Raw genomic sequence first — 16,995 nt, 5'->3', positions numbered from 1 at the left:
TTAACAAGGGGCGTATCAAGTTAATGGTTAGATTTAATAAGAACTTAAACGAGAGATAACACTCTCATTTTTTAATTGTTAAACAATTATAATTAATTATTTTATTAAACCAGCACTTTATTAAAGTAATTAATTATTACATAACTAAATAAAAAAAATTATTTAGACTATTGTGCTGGAATATTCCAATAGTAATTTTTGTGTTGCTCTTTTAAAATTTCAGAAATTTTGGTTCCCTTCCCCTAGAACCCCTACCCTCCAAGGCTTATGCTACTTACAGTAGCATAAGCCTTACGTATAGTAGATAAGTAGTTAGTAGTATATAAGCCTTTTTTATCACTGTAAGTGATAAGGCTTTATACATAAAAAGGATACGTAATGATTAATGTTAATTTAGATATTAAAAATAAAATTAAAGAAAAAACTAAAGGTATGTTATTAGAAATTGGTGAATATGAAACATGATTTCCTATTAAAGATACTATTATTGATGAAAAAAATAAAAAAATAGGATTAAAAATAATTGAAGATTTTTATTATAAATTAGGTAAAAAATCAATTACAAAAGATATTGAAAGTGTTAAAGGTAGTGATATTTTAAAATATATTAAAAATATTCCAAATATTACTAGAAATGAAAATGAATTAATATCTTGTGAATTTTATGAACAATATAATGGTTATTATATTTTTAAAAATGATAAAAATCAAGAATGTTTTAAATATAACATTACATGAGAACAAGGCATGAAAAGTTTTAAAATAAATAATCCATATAACGATAATGATTTAGCAATTAATTATATTGTTACACCAATGAAAAATATAAATACTCATAATGAAAAAATATTTTATTTAAAGTATTAAAGGAAATTAATATGTTATTAAATGTTGAAAAAATAGAATTAATTAAAAATTTATGTAATGAAAAATTACTTAAAAATCAAAAATATATTGAAATAGATGAAATATTAAAAATTATAGAAACGGATTAATAATTATGGAATGTAGAGAATATAGAATTAAAGGTTCATGTGATATTTGTCATAAAAATTCATCATATGGAAATAGAACTTGTAATAAATGTTTTTATAAATTAATTGGTGAAAATAATGAAATGTAATATTCATAATGAAAAATATATATGATTTAGTGAATTAGAAAATACATATTATTGTAATAAATGTATAAATAACATGATTGAAGAAGATATGTATTTAACATCAAATAATTGAGATTACTTATATGAATATTATATTAATGAATTACAATTAGAAAATTTTAAAGGAGTGTAAAAATGAATCAATTAGAATTACAAAATGCAATGAAATTAATAGAAAAATTTGAATAATTACAAGAAGAATTTAATAGTAAATATGAAGATTTAGAAATTAACATTAATGCTGATGGTGATTTAAAAATTAGTTGTGATTATTTTAATTATAAAAATGTAAATCAATTAGAACAAGTAATTATTGATTATAAAAGAATTATTAAAGGTTAAAGAGAAAGTAGTGAATAAATATGGTAGCAGCACCTAAAAAGAAACCAGAAGATTTAATGATTAAGCAAATTATTATTCATTTAAGATTTACTGAAAAAGATTATAAAAAATTAAAAGAAATTTGTGAAGAAAAAAATATGAAAATTAATGGATTTATAAGAAGTTTAATTAAAAAAGCAATAAATAAATAAATAAATAGAAAGAGTGATAAATAATGAATAATTTATATAAAAAAAGGCTTTTATCCCTTTATGTACTATTTTTAAATTTTATCACATAAATGGAGATAAAAGCCTTGGTTTTTTATGTTTAAAATAAAGAGGTATAAAATTATGAAATATTTTAATCCAAGTTATTGATTTAAATTGTGAGTATTATCTGCACCATTATTTAATTATAAAACACAAGGTATTAATGCTAAGTCAATTGATAATAAAAAGATTAAAGATTGAGTTAGTAACAATACAGGTTTAGAATCAATAAATCAAGAAATTAATTTTACAAAATCAAGTAATAATTATCAACCATATAGTTTAAATGAAACAAATCAAAATATTAATCCAATTTATCAAACATAACTAGAAACAAGTACACATAAACATCGTCATAAAAAAAATAGAAACAGACATAAAAGACAACCTAATCCAAATCGAAGAGCAATTTTTCAATTAACTGAACAATTAACTATTGATAGTAATAATCGCCAACAATATAGAAATAGTTTTCAATCAGTTCTTCGCTCATTAGTAAATAATAATATATTAAGAGTTGTTTTTGATAATACCGAAAATACAAATTGAGGAGAAATTAATATAATATTTACTTTAAATACTCAAAATTATGGTTATTTTAGGCTTCCAATTGTAATTAGATGACAACAAAATGAACAAAGTATTCAAAGAAATTTTGAATTAGTTTTAAGAACCGATAATTTATATATTCAAGGTTTTATAGTTCCTGAAAGAGGTTCTAATATAGGAGAAATGTCTACTTATTATCATTTTAATTTTGATAATATTAATCCAAATATGCAACCTAGAGCTGTTCAAGATGGAACAGTTCCACATTTAATAAACATTGATGGAATGCAAAATAAACAGTTAACTGGAATTAGTCCAGATTATATAGATATGATTCCAACTCAAAATAACAATATTAATTGAAATAGTATTGTTGATGCTTTTATAGTATTAACTAATGATATTAATGTTTCTGAAGAGCATAGTTTAGGAAACTTAGCCAGATCTTTGGGACAAGTTGTTTTTATGAATGCAGAAGCAATAAGATTTCCAGATATTTATGCCCGTATTGTAACACATTTAGTTAATAGAGATGAAAATTTAGAATTTAACCTAAGAAGTGAAATTTATATAATTTTAGTTAGTTGAAGTCAAAGATCAAGAAATAATCGTCTTCAACAAAGACTAATAGAAGCTGTTAATAATATTAATAATCCATACTGAAATGGTTTCACAATGTTAGACCTTACAAGAGAATTAAATTCACCGTCAGTTCAAGTTTTACTTGGCTATATTAATTTTAGATTAAGAAATAATGGAGGAAATGTAAATTGTCGTAGAGGAAAAAGAGAAATAAAAAAATACTTATTGACATGAAAAATTTGGTGATTTAAAGAAAAAAAGTGATAAAATTCAAGGAAAAATAACTGCAATAAAATTTTTATAAAATGATAGTACTGAAAATCAATGAGTTAAAAAAGGTCATATATTTGTAGGAACAAATAATGGTTTTTATACAATTAATGAAAATGGTGAAGTTTCTAAAAGAATGACAAGTATAAATTATGCTTACATAACTAATGAAGAATGTGAAATATACTATTTAAAATTTAAAGATTGAAGTTATGAAAAAAAATATGGAAAGTTGTAATTTAAATAAAGAAATAAAATTATATTATAATAATGATAAATCAGAAGAAGTTAGTGATAATAATTGATATAGTAATCCAAACAATAAATCACTTTTTAAAACATTTAATGTTTTAAAAAGTGATCCGATTGATAATTATAAAAAAATAGAATTTTTAGGTACTAATCAAAATTTTAAAAAAACAAGAACCAGTTGAGAAAATACTGATTATTGACCTGATAAGATAATTAGTGATTTTAATGGTCAAGATTATACAAAAATTATTACAAATTTAGGTGAAATAAAAAATAATTTAAATAATGATGATATTCTTTATTGATCACGTCTTCAAAATTTTAAAGAAAAATGAGGTGGTGCTTCGATTGAAGGCGCACAAAGTTTTGGTTTTAATTATTATCGAGAATACAGAAATGGTAATTTTTATTTACAATTTCTAATTAGAGAATATGCAACTTGCTGAGCTTCTAGTATTGGTGGATCTCAATTTATGGGAGTTGGTAACGGTATTAGATTATATAATGATGATGAATCTATAAGAACAAAAAGAGAAATCTTTGAAGAAAAAAATGAATTTAAAAATCTAACTAAATGAACTGATCAATTTACAAAATCTATTAATTATGAACAATATTTATCAATTGATAATAAAACAAATTTTGTTACAAATAATATAACAAGTTTATAATTAAAATTTAAAAATATAAAAAAAAAGTTACCAATAGGGTAAATTTTTAATTAGGTGCCAACCTAATTATAAATCTATAACTAATAAATAAATAATAATAAAACATCTATAACTTACCCTATTTAACCACTTAGGTAATTATTTTTATATTATACATTAATATTTAAGATTGTGAGGAAATATTATTTTGTTGTTTATTATCTATTTTTTCTTTTAATTTTATAAATTCATAATTTTTTATAATTAAAAATAGTATATAAATTATATAAATAATTAACATCATTATTAATATTAAAATATTATCATAATAAGATTTTGTTAAAAATAAAAATATTTTACTAATAATTAAAGGAATTATACCTAATCATAAAATAATATATGTTTTTTTACTCTCTTTTATTAATCAACCAATAGCACTAATTATAAATGCTAATGAAAGACTAATATAAACTATTTGTGTTCCGATTTCATTACTAATCAATTTTATAAACCCCTTTATCTAGAATTTAAAATTATTTTATATATATTTGCTTTAAGAGTATTAATATATAATCTAGCATATGCTAATTTATCTTTTTCTTCATATTCTCTAATATATCACATATCCTCAATTTTTCCTAATGTTACTTGTAAATAAAAGGTTCAATTAAAATTTTTATTATTTATTATGCTAAATCCTATTGCTTGTTTATTATTAAATTCTATATCTCATCCACCAATATTTCCATTATCAGTTATATTAAAATTATAATCATTTAATTGATAATCAGTATCAGTTCTTCCATAAATATATGATGTTCCACTTTCTTCTGGAAGTCCTATTGGATTACTATGTTTATTATGATTTCAATGGTAAAGATGTGCGCCATTATGTGGTGGTATATCTCTTAAAATTAAATCTTTTAAATTAATAGTTATACTTGCATTTTTAATTTCTTTTGCCGGATTAAAACTTTCAGTTAGAGAAAAGTTAGTATAATAATCCGTTAATACACTAGTAGTAGAATTATTATAAACTTCTTGTTCTGTTTCAATATCATAATTATAATAAATAGTTATTGATTTATAATATCTTTGCAAATCATTAAATGTATTAATTAATAAAGTTGGGTCTAATAAAGATTTTAAATCAACTTCATAATTAACTTCTTTACTTTTATTAGCAAGTCATCAATTTTCAGTATTATCTTTTACTGGTATTGAAATTGTATCTGTTAATGGTAAATTATTTGCTGTCATTTCTACTTTTAAATCTGGAATAATAATTATTGATTTTGCTATATTTTGTGGACTTGGTGGTAATATTTTTGCAGGATATGAAAATGTAGTTTCTTCAGTTTCAGAATATTAATCATGATTTAATTTATATAAAGTAGTTCAATTAAAAGCATTACCAGTTAAATAACCCATATTATTATAACGAAATTGTGCAACTGCTATTTCATTATAATCACCTTGATAAGTAAAAGGATTATCACTATAAAATGTATGTCTTTCTTCACCTTGATGTAATGATTGAGTTACAATTGTATCAATAATATAAGCATAATTTGAACCATCAATAACTCCATTACTTGTAGGATTTCATTGACAATTAGTATCTTCATTTGTAAATAGTGAAGCAATATCTAAAAACTCAGTATCTTCTGCTAAAATATAAACTTTATTATTTTTCTTTTGTGATAAATCAACAGTTGATATTTGTTCTTTTGTAGTTAATTTTTGACCAGTAGTAGGGGTCTCATGGATATACTGATACTCTATCACTTAATTTCATAGTCATAGCAGTTGTTGAAACATTTGCACCTAATAATTTACCAATAGTAAAATCATTATCATTAGTAAAAGCATTTAAAGTAATTAAACCACCATTACCAATAATACTTTCTAAATTACTTGTAAAAAATGCACTCATAAAACCATTAAAATATAACATTTTTTTATATTGTTGAGCATTTTGAGTAATAACTCAACTACTTCATATACCTAATGTTAAAGCATTTAATAATTTACCAATTAAAGGAATATCACTTAATGCAAAAGGTAATCATTGATTACTATCATAAGGAATTTGTATTAATGGAGAAAATACAACACTATTAAAATTTAATATTGCTGACATATATTTTTGTGATATTTTACTATAATCAACAGTTGGACTTCCTATAATTAAATGTGTATCTGGGTCTTTATATTTAAAATTACTACTCATATCAACATTATAATTACCCGTTAAATTATTTATATTTCATTCACTATCTCAAAAGAATTTAGCTTCTCCTACTGATGTACCATTACTTAATCTTGCTTTATCTTTATCAAAAGAAAGCATACCTTTAAAATCTTTTGTTACAAATAAATTATCTTGAAAATTTAATGAAGTTTTTAATCATTCTGTAAAATTTTTAAAATTAGTAAATCCAGTAGGTTTAGCATTCATAATATTATAAAATGTTGTTTCTGGATGACTACTTGTTGTTATTTTATCATTTATACCAGCAAGTAAACCACCATTATTTTTAATATTAGTTGTAGATTTTTCATTATTACCAGCAATAAATAATCTTCTTGAAGCAAATACTTTACTTTCAAATATTTCTTCATTATTTTTTATTATTGGATCTTGACATTGTATTATTGGTCTTCCATAATAATAACAAATTTATAATAATTCTAATCCATAACTTTGTCTATGACTATATCTTAATCCTATATCTTTCATTAAAGTACGATTTAATGTTACTTTTCCTTTTTGAATAGTAGGAAAAGCATAACCACTACCCGGGCTTGCATATTGTACAAAATCAAGTTTATTTTGACCACTAGAAACTACTCTATCATTTAAACTACTGGATGGGTTACACTTTATTGGACACTAATTACGTAGACAAGTGAACAAATTAGTTAAAAGAAAGGAATTATAATTATGGCCAATATTAACTCATATTCAGATGAATTTAAAAAATAAATAGTAGCTTTATATCAAAGTGGTAAGTCAGTGTCTTGTCTTGCTAAAGAGTACAATGTTACAAGAGCAGCTACTTATAATTGAATTAAGCAATTTACTAATTCAGGAAGTTTTAAAACCAAAGATAACCGTTCTATTGAAGAAAATGAATTAATTAAGGAAATTATCCCCACATGTACTAGTGTATAGGAAAAAATGAATTGAAATGAATTCAATAGCATATTTCAAAATGAAAACGATTGTTTGAAATATATAGCGAAGTTGAAAGTAATGAAATGTATCAGGTGTGCTTCTTCTAGTTTGAATGTTTCTGATTTGAGAAGAATAAGATGTTTGAAATGTCATCAAACATTTAGTATTCTTCATGACACCATTTTTGACAAGTCACAAACACCTTTGACATCTTGGTTTTATCTCATCTTTAGATGAATAAACACCAAACATGGAATTCCATCAACAGATGTTGCAAGGGAATTGGGTGTGACATATAAAACAGCTTGAAGAATGGGTCATGAAATCAGAACTAGAATTTGGAATCAAGATGCAGGGTTCATTAATGATGGCACAGCACAGATGGATGAAATGTATCTTTCACATGTAGTTTTTAAAAAACAAGGAAGATCATTGCTGAATAAAACCTTGATTGTTGGAGTTTATGAGAAAACCAGAAACAAACTAATTGTGAAAGTATTGAAAAAAGTAGATGAGAAAAACCTTTTATGATTTGCATTGAAACACATTTCTACTGGGTGTTGTCTATTTACGGATTATTGGAAGGGATATGGAAGTTTCAAAAACTTCTATCACAAAAATGAAATCGTAAATCATGAATTTGGGTATGTGTCATCAACAAGTGTAAACACAAACCAGATTGAATCTGCATGAAAACACATCCGACGAACTTTTCGAACACACATAAAAGTTTCAAAACACAATATTCATTTATATGCAAAAGAAGCTGCATATAAATTCAATAAGATACCTAGTTTTGAAACTATAATTTTGTGTTTGATTTAGATACATGTGGGGATAATTTCCTAGATAGGTTTTTCTCAGCATTTATGTGCTCAAATTTAAAAATAGTATATAAAGGGATAAAAGCCTTAATTAAATTAAGAAAAGAATTAAAACAATTAAGAATGGAAAATGATATTTTAAAGCAAGCAGCACTAATAATAGGCAGAAAATAGAAATTATTATCAAAAATAAAGTTAAATATAAAATTCGTACAATGTGTCGTTTTTTAAAAATATCTAAATCAACATATTATTTTAATTTCAAGAAAAAAGAAGATAAAATTCAAAATAATATGTATGATGAAGCTGTTATTAGTGCTTTTAAAGAAAATAAAGAAGCTTATGAAACAAGAAGATTAAAAGTTGTTCTAAAAGAAAAGAAAATTAATTTATCAAGACGAAAAATTAAAAAAATTATGAATAAACATAATTTAATATCAAAATACACTAAATTATCATACAAAAATTATCATAATAAAGTCAATGATAGTCAAATTACTAATCTTGTTAATAGAGACTTTAATAATAGGCTTAAAAATGAAGTTATTGTTAGTGATTTAACTTATGTTCAAGTTAATGGTAAATGAAACTATATTTGCTTATTAATCGACCTGTACAATCGCGAAATTATTGAACATAGTGTAGGTACTAAAAAAGATGCATCATTAGTATATCAAGCATTTATGTGCTCAAATCGTTGTTTAAAAAATATTCAAATATTTCATAGCGATTGCGGTAATGAATTTAATAATAAAACTATTGATAAACTTTTATTATCATTCAATATTACCCACTCTTTAAACAAAAAAGGTTGTCCTTATGATAACGCTTTTGCTGAAGAAACTTTCAAAACTTTCAAAACAGAATTTATTAATGATAAAAATTTTACATCATTAATCCAATTAAAATTAGAATTATTTGATTATATCAATTGATACAACAACATAAGAATCAACAGTACTCTAAACTACTTAACCCCCATAAAACACCAATCACAAATGTCTACCAAAAAACAGTCCTAAAAAAAGTTGCCATTCCACTACTAAAAGTTAAAACTTGCATACTAAATGCACCATTATAAGGACTATAATAATTTGTTACATTTGAAATATATAATAATTGTCTATCTTGATTTTTACCACTATTACCACCAATATTTTCATTTTCATCATTAAATACACAAAAAAATTGTAAATAATCATCAATTGTAATATGTTCTTCAAACATTACTAAAGTATATTGTTTTTTAGTTTGTACTGTTTTAAATATTTGATTATTTGATAAATTACTAAAATCAACACCACTTGTATCATCAATTAAATAAGCATTTCAATAATCACCAATTTTATATTGTTTTGTATAAAATTCATCTTGACCTGTAACTTTATGAGTTACTGGGTCAATTTTACCTTTATTTTTTTGATATATTTTTGTACTATTTTTTCAAATACATACAACTGGAGTATTACCAGTTAATATTAATTCATATTGACTAAAATCACTTATTTTACTATTAATTGGTTTATAACCAGTTTCAGTTAAAGGTATTGCACCATTATTTATAATAAATGGAAATATTTTTCAATGTGATTGTTTTTTTAATCATTATTTGTTGCATCTTTAATCTCATGTGAGCGTGTTTCATTAATTGTATTTGTTGATGTCTACTCATTATTATTACCTCCTAAATCTTTATTTAATTTTTGATTTTCATTAATAATATTTTCTAATTTATTTTCAGCCATTAATTGGTCAATATTATCATATTCACCAATTGCTTCAATTATTGTCATTGTGCCATTATTTAATCTTTAATTAATAATTTGGTCTTGTACTATTTGGTCAGTCATAGCAATTGGAATAAATTTAAAACTATAAGGTCTTTCTCCAATACCATTTCATAAATTTTCACTAATAAGTAATAAATCAAATATACGATAAAAATAAGCACTATAAAATGCTATTTTTATTTCTGTAATTTCCATATCATATTTATTATTAAACATACTTTGTGTTTTATTAGTATAAACATCATTACCATGTTCATCATAATCATAACCAGCACCATTAAATATTGCTTTAGCAGTACTATTATAATCTAATCAATATTCATTAAATTTTGGGTCACCTTGAATAATTTGCATACCACCATTACCATTTTTATCATATCCAGCACTACCAACATTAACAAACATATCTTTTTTAGGATTTTCTGCAATATTACCATTTTCTTGCATTTCTTTAACTGTTTCATTATCTAATGCAGCAAATAAAGTAGTAACGTTTAATTCTCTTTCTAATCTTTTTTGTCTAATTACACGATTTAAATCTCAAATAAAATCTCATACTGGTGTACAATCTTGATAAGCATTTAAAGTAGTTTAATTACCATATAAATTTATTATTGGTAAATTTGTTATTTCAAAAATAGATATATAATTAAATGTATTTTTAATTTCATAAATTTTTAATGGAATAATATTTGGTTTTAATTTTGTTCTTGTAGAACCTAAAATAATATCTTTATTATTATCTTTATATGTTTCATATTTAACTTTTCCATTTTGTATTGTTACTCATGTTAAAGTTGCACTATCTGCTTGTTCATTAATAAAATAAAATTCTGCTGATTGTTCTTGTTCATTATATTTAGCAACTCTACCACAAAAACTATTAGGTAATATTTTAAGTGATTTACTATTATCTTCATTAACTATAATCATAATAAATACTTTACCCATTAAACTATTTTGTAAACCAAATTTATAAAATTTTTCTAATCATTTATCTTTTAAATTCATTTCATTTAAATAATCTAATAATTCTTTTTTACTTGAATTAAATAAAAAAACCTTTACCTAATCATAATTTAGTTGATTTTTGAGCAATAATCATAGGTATATCAATATATCAATTTGATTTATCACAACTTAAATATTCCATTGTATTTATCATAATTCATCACCATTAAATTTATTTTTATTAATTAATAATTTATTATTAATACCATTAATTAATCATTTCATTTAATGCATTAAAGCATACATATCACTATCTCAAGTATCATCATGTAAATCTAACATTTTAGGAGTATTATTATTACTATCTAATTTCTTTTTATCTAATCATTGCATTAAACTATATTGTCTTTTAGTTTCTGGACATTTTTCTCAATTAAAACTAATAATATTTTTAAGCATACAAATTGTTGTAAAATCAATTCTATCATTTAAATATAAAATTGATTTATCTACTGCTATAAATTTTAATCATGTTATATTACGTTTTTTAACTCAACTTTTTAAAACATCAATAAATACTAATCCACTATTACCATAATCAACATAACAAATAAAACCAAATAACATTGCTATATAAAGTTTACTTTCATTAATATAATAATTAATAATATCATTTGCTAAAGTATCAGTATCTTTATATTGCATAGTAATGTTACTATAATAAAATTCACTTTCTTTATGCGCTCTTCTACTATTTTCATTTTCACCAATAAATCATAATGAAGCAGCAGTTGGATGACCGCTTGAACTTGTTGCCATACCAATATCTAATCCACCAGTTAATCTTTCTACTTTAAAATCTAATTTAGTACCTACTTTATCTAAATATCTTGAAAATATAGCACCAGTAAGAATACTAGGAACTCCATAATATCAACTTTGTGCTTTAATAGGGTCTAATACTTTTAATTCTTCTAAATCATTAATCATATCTAATGTCAAATTATGAGCATTTACTTTTCAATTTGAATAATGAAATAATTTAAATATATTATTATCAAATACTGAATTAATTTGTTCATTATTAGTTTTCATAATTTCTAAATTAAAAGGTACTATTTTATTCATATATTCAATAAAATATTGATAAATATTATCTGGATTACAACTTTTTATTTTAATTCTTTTTTTAGCATTACCTAATGCAAATGTAATTGTTTAAAATTCTTGTTGACTAAATTCATTTGCTTCTTCACATCATTCAATTGCTAAATCAAAACCTTTAATTTCACTAGGAGAAAGTCTTTTTAAAGGTATTCTATCATTTGAATTACTATATACACCGATAACTCTAATAAATGATTTACTACCTTTAAAACGAAAATCTACTTGTTTATTTGGATATTTTAGACTAAAATCTTTATAATCATTTAATCCAATTGTTATTAAAGCATTATATATTTCTTTAACTAAATCATTAATATCTTTATTTAATTTTCTAAAACAATATATAGCAATTGATTTATTATTTTTAATTGAATTAGCAATACTATATGTTTTACTTGAATATCTACTTCCACTTAAATTATATTCACTATGAGTAAAATCACTTTTATTTAATAATCAATAACTAATTTCATGTAAATAAGTAAATTCTTTATTAATAATATTATTCCTGTAATTCTTCTAATTTTAAAAGTTGACCATATCTTATAGGGTCACTAACAATAGCGATTGTATCCTTCTGCATTTGTAAAGAAAGCATTATTCTACCATTAATATTATCTCAATCCAAAGTTTGAACCTCAGTATTTAACTCACCATATAAAAATTCTTTACAAATAAAAGCAAATTTTTTAATACTTGTTTGACTTTCAAAATTATAATAAATTTTATATTTAGTATTTGTTTTAAAAATATATTTAATGTGATTTATATTAACTTTCGTTCCAACTTCTTTTCATTGTGCAATACTTGGAATTGGTTGTATTTTATTATCAACATATCTTTTATTTACAGCATCTTGTGGTTGTGTAGGGTTCTCCTATATCAACAATTCTAGTATTATTTGAAGTAATAATTCTTTTTTCTTTAGGTTGAATAATATTAGGATAATTAGGGTCTATTATTCATAATGATTAACCATTAGCACTAATAATATCATCATCAATAGTAATATTTTTACCTGCTGTTAATTTATTTTGTTTAATAGTATCTAAATATCCACATTCTTCATATATTTTTCTATCAACATATTCTTTAGTACTAGCATCACTTAAAAATGTATGAGTTCCAATAGTAATTATTCTTTTACCATTAACATCAATACCTTTATCATCTTTTGGTTTAATAAAATTAGGATTATCTTTATCAACTTCTCATAATGAATTATCAATATCTGTTTTAATACCAGTAGTATCAATATTAACTATTGGTCTTAATAAATTTTGTTGATGACTAATAGTAATTTTAGTTCTAAAATCTAATGATTTTATATTATTATATGATATACATGCATTTAATAGACTATCTTCACTATAATTTGAAATAAATTTATTAAATCAATTATTTTTTTGTGATTCTATACCTTTTAAATTAAAACTTTTAATATTTGGATATTCTTTAATTTTTCTTAAACAATTAAATACTTCTGAAGGTATAAAATATGGGTCATCTGGATTATTTTCACTATAAGTTAAACCACCTTGACTAATTGAACCTTGACCACGTAAATAATCTACATCTTTAGTTAATAAAAATCTAGAATAATGAGTAGTTGCTGTTTGAATATTATCAGTAAAATCAGTTGGTGTTATTTCTGGTCATTTTTTTGAAATAGTAAAACCACTTAAATAATCAATATTACTACTTACTACAGATATTGCAAATCAAATTTCATTATCTGGAGTAGTAACTTTATCAAATAATAATTCATTAAAATATTTAGATAATTTAAATTCTTCAACTGTTATAAATAAAATTGGGTCTTTAATAGCCATAATAATTTACTCCTTAATGTAAAATAAAGGGTATTTAAACCCTTTAAATTTTAAATTTAGTTGCTTTTTGTTTATCTTTTTCAGTTAATTCTTTCTTTTTAGATTTTTGTAATAAAACAAAATTATCTACTTGTTCTTTATCTACATTAAAACTATCAAGTAATTTTGCATTTGATGTAGTTTCTAATTGTAAATGAGTATTTAATTGTTTAATATTTGCTGTAATAAATTATAATTCTTTATTACGTTTTAATTCTTTTTCTAAATTAGATTGTTTTGATTTTTTAATTGATTTTCCGAATAATAGAAATGCTAAAGTAATACATATTCCACTAGCAACTGCTCCTCCTATTACTGCTGATATTAATTCTATTGAAAAATTCATTTTTTATTCCTCCAATTGTATTTTATTTGAATGTTGTTTACATAAATGACATTCTTTTTTATGTTTTTTAATTTCTTTATATTGATATATTAAATAAGGACTTGTAATAATAATTGGTATTGTTATTAATATATATTTAATTAATTTTCCATAATTACCTAATTTAGTAATAATATTTAATCCAATATGAGTAAATATAGGAAATAAAGTTAATATTAAATGGTCTGGTCAAGTAAAATTATATTGATTAGTATAATTACTTATTCCCATTTCTATTGGTATTTTAGGTATTAATCAAGGTGTTATTGTAAAAAATAATGTTATTAACATACCAATAATATGACTTGTTATTTTTAAAATATTTGATATTAAAATTTTAATTTTATCTATATGAGTACTATTTTTATTAAATCAAATCTTATTTAATCTTTTATATTCTTTATTATCTTTTGATATTGGATTAATAGTATTTCATATACCAATTGGTTTAATTGGTGTATCTAATTAAATAATAATTACCACCTACTTTCATGTTTTATAAAAATTAGAATTTCTTTTAATTTTTATATATTTATTTGTATGTAAAGATTTTTTTAATAATTGTTTTCTTTCATATCTTCATTGATTACTTCCTATTTCATTTTTAGATAAAGTTTTATATTCTTTTAATTTAAAAAATCCTTTTTCTAATCTATTAATAAAATTCATAGTTTTTTTTGTACATTAATATTATTTGGATAAATTACACTAGTATCTTGTGAACCATAATATTTCCCTTTTTTTGCTAATTCACTTTTAACATATTTTCTTAATTCACTTGGTAATCATTTTCTATTTCAAAATTTTCAAAATATAGTTCCAGCACCAGTACCATTTTTACCTTTTGCTTGTGTCATTAATATTAATATTTCTTGTGGAAATGCTGGATAAGTATAAGGACCATATCATATTTGTTTTTTATCATTATCACTTTGAAATAATGTTGTTAAAGTTCCAATTTTTAAATTTTTTTTATCAACAATAAATCTTCCTTTTTTAAATCATGAACTTGATAATACTTTTCATGCATTATCTGGTATTTCTTCTTCATTTTCTTTAAATAAATTATTAAATTTATTAATTTCATGTTGAAGTATACTTAATTAACTTGGTTTTAATATACTTATTAATTTTTTAAGTATATTTGGATTTAAAAATGAATAAGGTTGATGTATTTCATTTTCATTAACATTTTCACTATCAAATACTGATTTTAATGATTGATTTTTATAATAATTTTTTAAAGCATTTATTAATGCTAATTTAATATCATTACTTGCTAATGCATAATATATTCACTCAATAATTAAAGGAAACATTATAAACTCATATGATTATAATCTCAAGTTAATGAACCATTATCATCATTTAATGGTACTTAGCTCATATTATCACTACCATATTGACTATTTGTTTCACTATTAATTGAAAATCTATTATCATTGATTAACTGTTCTGTTTCATTTGTAAAACTTGTTTCTTGCGTTTCTACATCAAATTTTCTTTCCATAGGTAATAAATTATGAATAATTTCACTTGCACCAGCAACAATAGTTGGAATGGCATAAGCATTATTAAAATCGTTATTAATACCCATTGCTACACCGCTTGATATTAAACAACCACCAGTTGCCATATTTGCTATTTTACGTATAGTTTCAAATCTATTTGGGATTAATTAAGTTAATCCACTAATAAGATTTGAAATACCATAAGCATTTAATGAAATATATGTATCTCAATCCATTAAATGATTATCAGTAGTATTAGTAGTACTTAATAATAAATCTGGTGGAAATGGGTCAACAGTAGTAGTTGTTATTGGATTTACTGTTGTTGGACTTTCTGTTGGATTAGGATTAATATCATTGGTAACAAACTTTGAATAGTTAACTAAACCAATTGTTCCTAAACCTAATAATATTTTTTTAGAACTATTAATTAATTTAGGTTTAGTATTTGGTCTTTGATTTAAATTTCATATATCTAAACCTAATTTTTTACCAAATAATAAACTATTAATTGAACCTAATACTGGATTTGCAATTACTTGCCCATAATAAGCACTTGTACCTATCATTGCACAAATTGGACTTATACCAGCTCTAATTAATTTTAATAAAGTATAGTTATTCAATGGTGTAGTCTCAGCATGTTGTGGCATTTTTAATTTCTCTTTTTAATAATTGATTAGTTTTTTTAATTTGAATTCTAACTGTTCCTTGACAATGAATATTATCTCCAACACATATAGCAAAATTATCATGTACATTACTTACTATAAAATAATCATTTCTTAATTTAGGATATTCATCTAATAAAATTGCTCTTATATCATTACTTGTAGTTAAATCTTCTGGTTTAGGATAATAAATAGTAATATGTGCTTTTTCATTAAAATATTTATATATAAATTCCATAATTATTTTTTAGTAAATTCTAGTTTTACTGTTCCATAATAATCTTTATTATTACCATAAATAATAGCACTTGTTGATGTAATATTACTAAATGTTTTTTTACCTTTTTCATAACCATTATTACCAATATTTATTATTATATTTTCTAATTCATCATTAGTAGTAGTAGTTCCTGCCATAGTAATTTTTCCTAAATTTTTATAATAAATTACATCTTGTAAATCTAAAATATTCATATTATCATAATCAGTACTTTGGTATGTTGCATTAATATTAGTTTTATCAACTTTATAATTTTTTGCTCTTGCTTCTTTAATTTCATCTATTGTTGGCATTTTTTCTTGAATA

At 22.4% G+C, this 16,995-nt stretch carries 31 protein-coding genes; 11 read left to right on the top strand and 20 right to left on the bottom strand.

Going from position 1 to position 16,995, the window contains the following annotated elements:
* The first annotated feature begins 378 nt into the window (after positions 1 to 378).
* The 7 genes from AC6I4F_RS04185 (at position 379) to AC6I4F_RS04155 (ending at position 4,079) form a co-directional block, all read left to right on the top strand.
* Positions 379 to 867, top strand: coding sequence for a hypothetical protein (locus AC6I4F_RS04185; protein ID WP_497874514.1), 489 nt, complete (start codon positions 379 to 381; stop codon positions 865 to 867).
* Positions 868 to 1,000: 133 nt separating this feature from the next.
* A complete protein-coding gene (locus AC6I4F_RS04180) occupies positions 1,001 to 1,123 on the top strand; it encodes a hypothetical protein (RefSeq protein ID WP_497873031.1) in 123 nt (40 codons plus the stop codon).
* Positions 1,113 to 1,295, top strand: a complete 183-nt coding sequence (locus AC6I4F_RS04175) for a hypothetical protein (RefSeq protein WP_497873846.1) — start codon at positions 1,113 to 1,115, stop codon at positions 1,293 to 1,295. Before AC6I4F_RS04180 ends, AC6I4F_RS04175 begins: the two co-directional genes overlap by 11 nt.
* Positions 1,296 to 1,524: 229 nt before the next feature.
* The gene (locus tag AC6I4F_RS04170) at positions 1,525 to 1,695 is read left to right on the top strand and encodes a hypothetical protein (RefSeq protein WP_497873845.1); all 171 of its coding nucleotides are present in this window, start codon (positions 1,525 to 1,527) and stop codon (positions 1,693 to 1,695) included.
* Between the two features lie 141 nt (positions 1,696 to 1,836).
* Positions 1,837 to 2,082, top strand: coding sequence for a hypothetical protein (locus AC6I4F_RS04165; RefSeq protein ID WP_497874513.1), 246 nt, complete (start codon positions 1,837 to 1,839; stop codon positions 2,080 to 2,082).
* Between the two features lie 81 nt (positions 2,083 to 2,163).
* Entirely contained in the window at positions 2,164 to 3,153 is a 990-nt protein-coding gene (locus tag AC6I4F_RS04160) for a ribosome-inactivating family protein (protein ID WP_497874660.1), read from the top strand.
* A 227-nt stretch (positions 3,154 to 3,380) separates the two neighbouring features.
* Positions 3,381 to 4,079, top strand: coding sequence for a hypothetical protein (locus AC6I4F_RS04155; protein WP_497874512.1), 699 nt, complete (start codon positions 3,381 to 3,383; stop codon positions 4,077 to 4,079).
* Between the two features lie 163 nt (positions 4,080 to 4,242).
* Here the strand turns inward: AC6I4F_RS04155 and AC6I4F_RS04150 are convergent, their stop codons facing one another.
* From AC6I4F_RS04150 to AC6I4F_RS04135, 4 genes are all read right to left on the bottom strand, one after another.
* On the bottom strand, positions 4,243 to 4,560 hold the full coding sequence (locus AC6I4F_RS04150) for a hypothetical protein (RefSeq protein WP_497874511.1): 318 nt from the start codon (positions 4,558 to 4,560) through the stop codon (positions 4,243 to 4,245).
* Between the two features lie 14 nt (positions 4,561 to 4,574).
* On the bottom strand, positions 4,575 to 5,318 hold the full coding sequence (locus tag AC6I4F_RS04145) for a hypothetical protein (protein WP_497874510.1): 744 nt from the start codon (positions 5,316 to 5,318) through the stop codon (positions 4,575 to 4,577).
* A gap of 108 nt (positions 5,319 to 5,426) precedes the next feature.
* Positions 5,427 to 5,846 carry a hypothetical protein gene (locus AC6I4F_RS04140; protein ID WP_497874509.1) on the bottom strand — a complete coding sequence of 140 codons (420 nt, stop codon included), beginning with the start codon at positions 5,844 to 5,846 and terminating at the stop codon, positions 5,427 to 5,429.
* The gene (locus AC6I4F_RS04135) at positions 5,746 to 6,519 is read right to left on the bottom strand and encodes a hypothetical protein (RefSeq protein ID WP_497874508.1); all 774 of its coding nucleotides are present in this window, start codon (positions 6,517 to 6,519) and stop codon (positions 5,746 to 5,748) included. Before AC6I4F_RS04135 ends, AC6I4F_RS04140 begins: the two co-directional genes overlap by 101 nt.
* A 558-nt stretch (positions 6,520 to 7,077) precedes the next feature.
* Here AC6I4F_RS04135 and AC6I4F_RS04130 point away from each other — a divergent pair.
* The 4 genes from AC6I4F_RS04130 to AC6I4F_RS04115 are packed head-to-tail and all read left to right on the top strand — an operon-like array spanning position 7,078 to position 9,085.
* A complete protein-coding gene (locus tag AC6I4F_RS04130; RefSeq protein WP_497874507.1) occupies positions 7,078 to 7,236 on the top strand; it encodes a hypothetical protein in 159 nt (52 codons plus the stop codon).
* Between the two features lie 6 nt (positions 7,237 to 7,242).
* The gene (locus tag AC6I4F_RS04125; RefSeq protein WP_497874506.1) at positions 7,243 to 8,064 is read left to right on the top strand and encodes an IS1595 family transposase; all 822 of its coding nucleotides are present in this window, start codon (positions 7,243 to 7,245) and stop codon (positions 8,062 to 8,064) included.
* A 44-nt stretch (positions 8,065 to 8,108) separates the two neighbouring features.
* Positions 8,109 to 8,237, top strand: coding sequence for a hypothetical protein (locus AC6I4F_RS04120; RefSeq protein ID WP_497874505.1), 129 nt, complete (start codon positions 8,109 to 8,111; stop codon positions 8,235 to 8,237).
* Positions 8,180 to 9,085, top strand: coding sequence for an IS3 family transposase (locus AC6I4F_RS04115; protein WP_497874659.1), 906 nt, complete (start codon positions 8,180 to 8,182; stop codon positions 9,083 to 9,085). Before AC6I4F_RS04120 ends, AC6I4F_RS04115 begins: the two co-directional genes overlap by 58 nt.
* Here AC6I4F_RS04115 and AC6I4F_RS04110 read toward each other — a convergent pair.
* From AC6I4F_RS04110 to AC6I4F_RS04035, 16 genes are all read right to left on the bottom strand, one after another.
* Positions 9,066 to 9,290, bottom strand: a complete 225-nt coding sequence (locus AC6I4F_RS04110) for a hypothetical protein (RefSeq protein WP_497874504.1) — start codon at positions 9,288 to 9,290, stop codon at positions 9,066 to 9,068. The genes AC6I4F_RS04115 and AC6I4F_RS04110 overlap by 20 nt on opposite strands.
* A gap of 437 nt (positions 9,291 to 9,727) precedes the next feature.
* Complete coding sequence (locus tag AC6I4F_RS04105; RefSeq protein WP_497874503.1) at positions 9,728 to 9,856, bottom strand: hypothetical protein; 129 nt, start codon at positions 9,854 to 9,856, stop codon at positions 9,728 to 9,730.
* Positions 9,857 to 9,874: 18 nt separating this feature from the next.
* Positions 9,875 to 10,300, bottom strand: a complete 426-nt coding sequence (locus AC6I4F_RS04100; protein ID WP_497874502.1) for a hypothetical protein — start codon at positions 10,298 to 10,300, stop codon at positions 9,875 to 9,877.
* Positions 10,301 to 10,444: 144 nt separating this feature from the next.
* Positions 10,445 to 10,864, bottom strand: a complete 420-nt coding sequence (locus AC6I4F_RS04095; RefSeq protein ID WP_497874501.1) for a hypothetical protein — start codon at positions 10,862 to 10,864, stop codon at positions 10,445 to 10,447.
* A 225-nt stretch (positions 10,865 to 11,089) separates the two neighbouring features.
* On the bottom strand, positions 11,090 to 11,932 hold the full coding sequence (locus tag AC6I4F_RS04090) for a hypothetical protein (RefSeq protein WP_497874500.1): 843 nt from the start codon (positions 11,930 to 11,932) through the stop codon (positions 11,090 to 11,092).
* A gap of 541 nt (positions 11,933 to 12,473) precedes the next feature.
* Complete coding sequence (locus tag AC6I4F_RS04085; protein WP_497873677.1) at positions 12,474 to 12,599, bottom strand: hypothetical protein; 126 nt, start codon at positions 12,597 to 12,599, stop codon at positions 12,474 to 12,476.
* A gap of 343 nt (positions 12,600 to 12,942) precedes the next feature.
* The gene (locus tag AC6I4F_RS04080) at positions 12,943 to 13,803 is read right to left on the bottom strand and encodes a hypothetical protein (protein ID WP_497874499.1); all 861 of its coding nucleotides are present in this window, start codon (positions 13,801 to 13,803) and stop codon (positions 12,943 to 12,945) included.
* 229 nt (positions 13,804 to 14,032) lie between these two features.
* Positions 14,033 to 14,188, bottom strand: coding sequence for a hypothetical protein (locus AC6I4F_RS04075; RefSeq protein ID WP_497874498.1), 156 nt, complete (start codon positions 14,186 to 14,188; stop codon positions 14,033 to 14,035).
* Positions 14,189 to 14,191: 3 nt separating this feature from the next.
* The gene (locus tag AC6I4F_RS04070) at positions 14,192 to 14,518 is read right to left on the bottom strand and encodes a hypothetical protein (RefSeq protein ID WP_497874497.1); all 327 of its coding nucleotides are present in this window, start codon (positions 14,516 to 14,518) and stop codon (positions 14,192 to 14,194) included.
* Between the two features lie 192 nt (positions 14,519 to 14,710).
* The gene (locus AC6I4F_RS04065) at positions 14,711 to 14,896 is read right to left on the bottom strand and encodes a hypothetical protein (protein WP_497874298.1); all 186 of its coding nucleotides are present in this window, start codon (positions 14,894 to 14,896) and stop codon (positions 14,711 to 14,713) included.
* Positions 14,875 to 15,084: a hypothetical protein gene (locus AC6I4F_RS04060; protein WP_497874496.1), complete on the bottom strand. Its 210-nt coding sequence runs from the start codon at positions 15,082 to 15,084 to the stop codon at positions 14,875 to 14,877. The genes AC6I4F_RS04065 and AC6I4F_RS04060 overlap by 22 nt, the downstream gene beginning before the upstream one ends.
* A gap of 246 nt (positions 15,085 to 15,330) precedes the next feature.
* The gene (locus AC6I4F_RS04055; protein ID WP_497874495.1) at positions 15,331 to 15,546 is read right to left on the bottom strand and encodes a hypothetical protein; all 216 of its coding nucleotides are present in this window, start codon (positions 15,544 to 15,546) and stop codon (positions 15,331 to 15,333) included.
* Positions 15,547 to 15,605: 59 nt separating this feature from the next.
* On the bottom strand, positions 15,606 to 15,863 hold the full coding sequence (locus AC6I4F_RS04050) for a hypothetical protein (protein WP_497874810.1): 258 nt from the start codon (positions 15,861 to 15,863) through the stop codon (positions 15,606 to 15,608).
* Positions 15,864 to 15,905: 42 nt separating this feature from the next.
* Positions 15,906 to 16,391, bottom strand: a complete 486-nt coding sequence (locus AC6I4F_RS04045; protein ID WP_497874493.1) for a hypothetical protein — start codon at positions 16,389 to 16,391, stop codon at positions 15,906 to 15,908.
* Positions 16,357 to 16,647 (bottom strand): hypothetical protein, encoded by a 291-nt coding sequence (locus AC6I4F_RS04040; protein ID WP_497874232.1) that lies wholly within the window; start codon positions 16,645 to 16,647, stop codon positions 16,357 to 16,359. Before AC6I4F_RS04040 ends, AC6I4F_RS04045 begins: the two co-directional genes overlap by 35 nt.
* A gap of 2 nt (positions 16,648 to 16,649) precedes the next feature.
* Positions 16,650 to 16,982, bottom strand: a complete 333-nt coding sequence (locus tag AC6I4F_RS04035; protein ID WP_497874492.1) for a hypothetical protein — start codon at positions 16,980 to 16,982, stop codon at positions 16,650 to 16,652.
* Positions 16,983 to 16,995: the final 13 nt, after the last annotated feature.

This window comes from Spiroplasma ixodetis (assembly GCF_059729505.1).
This window is presented reverse-complemented; position numbering and strand designations above follow the sequence as displayed.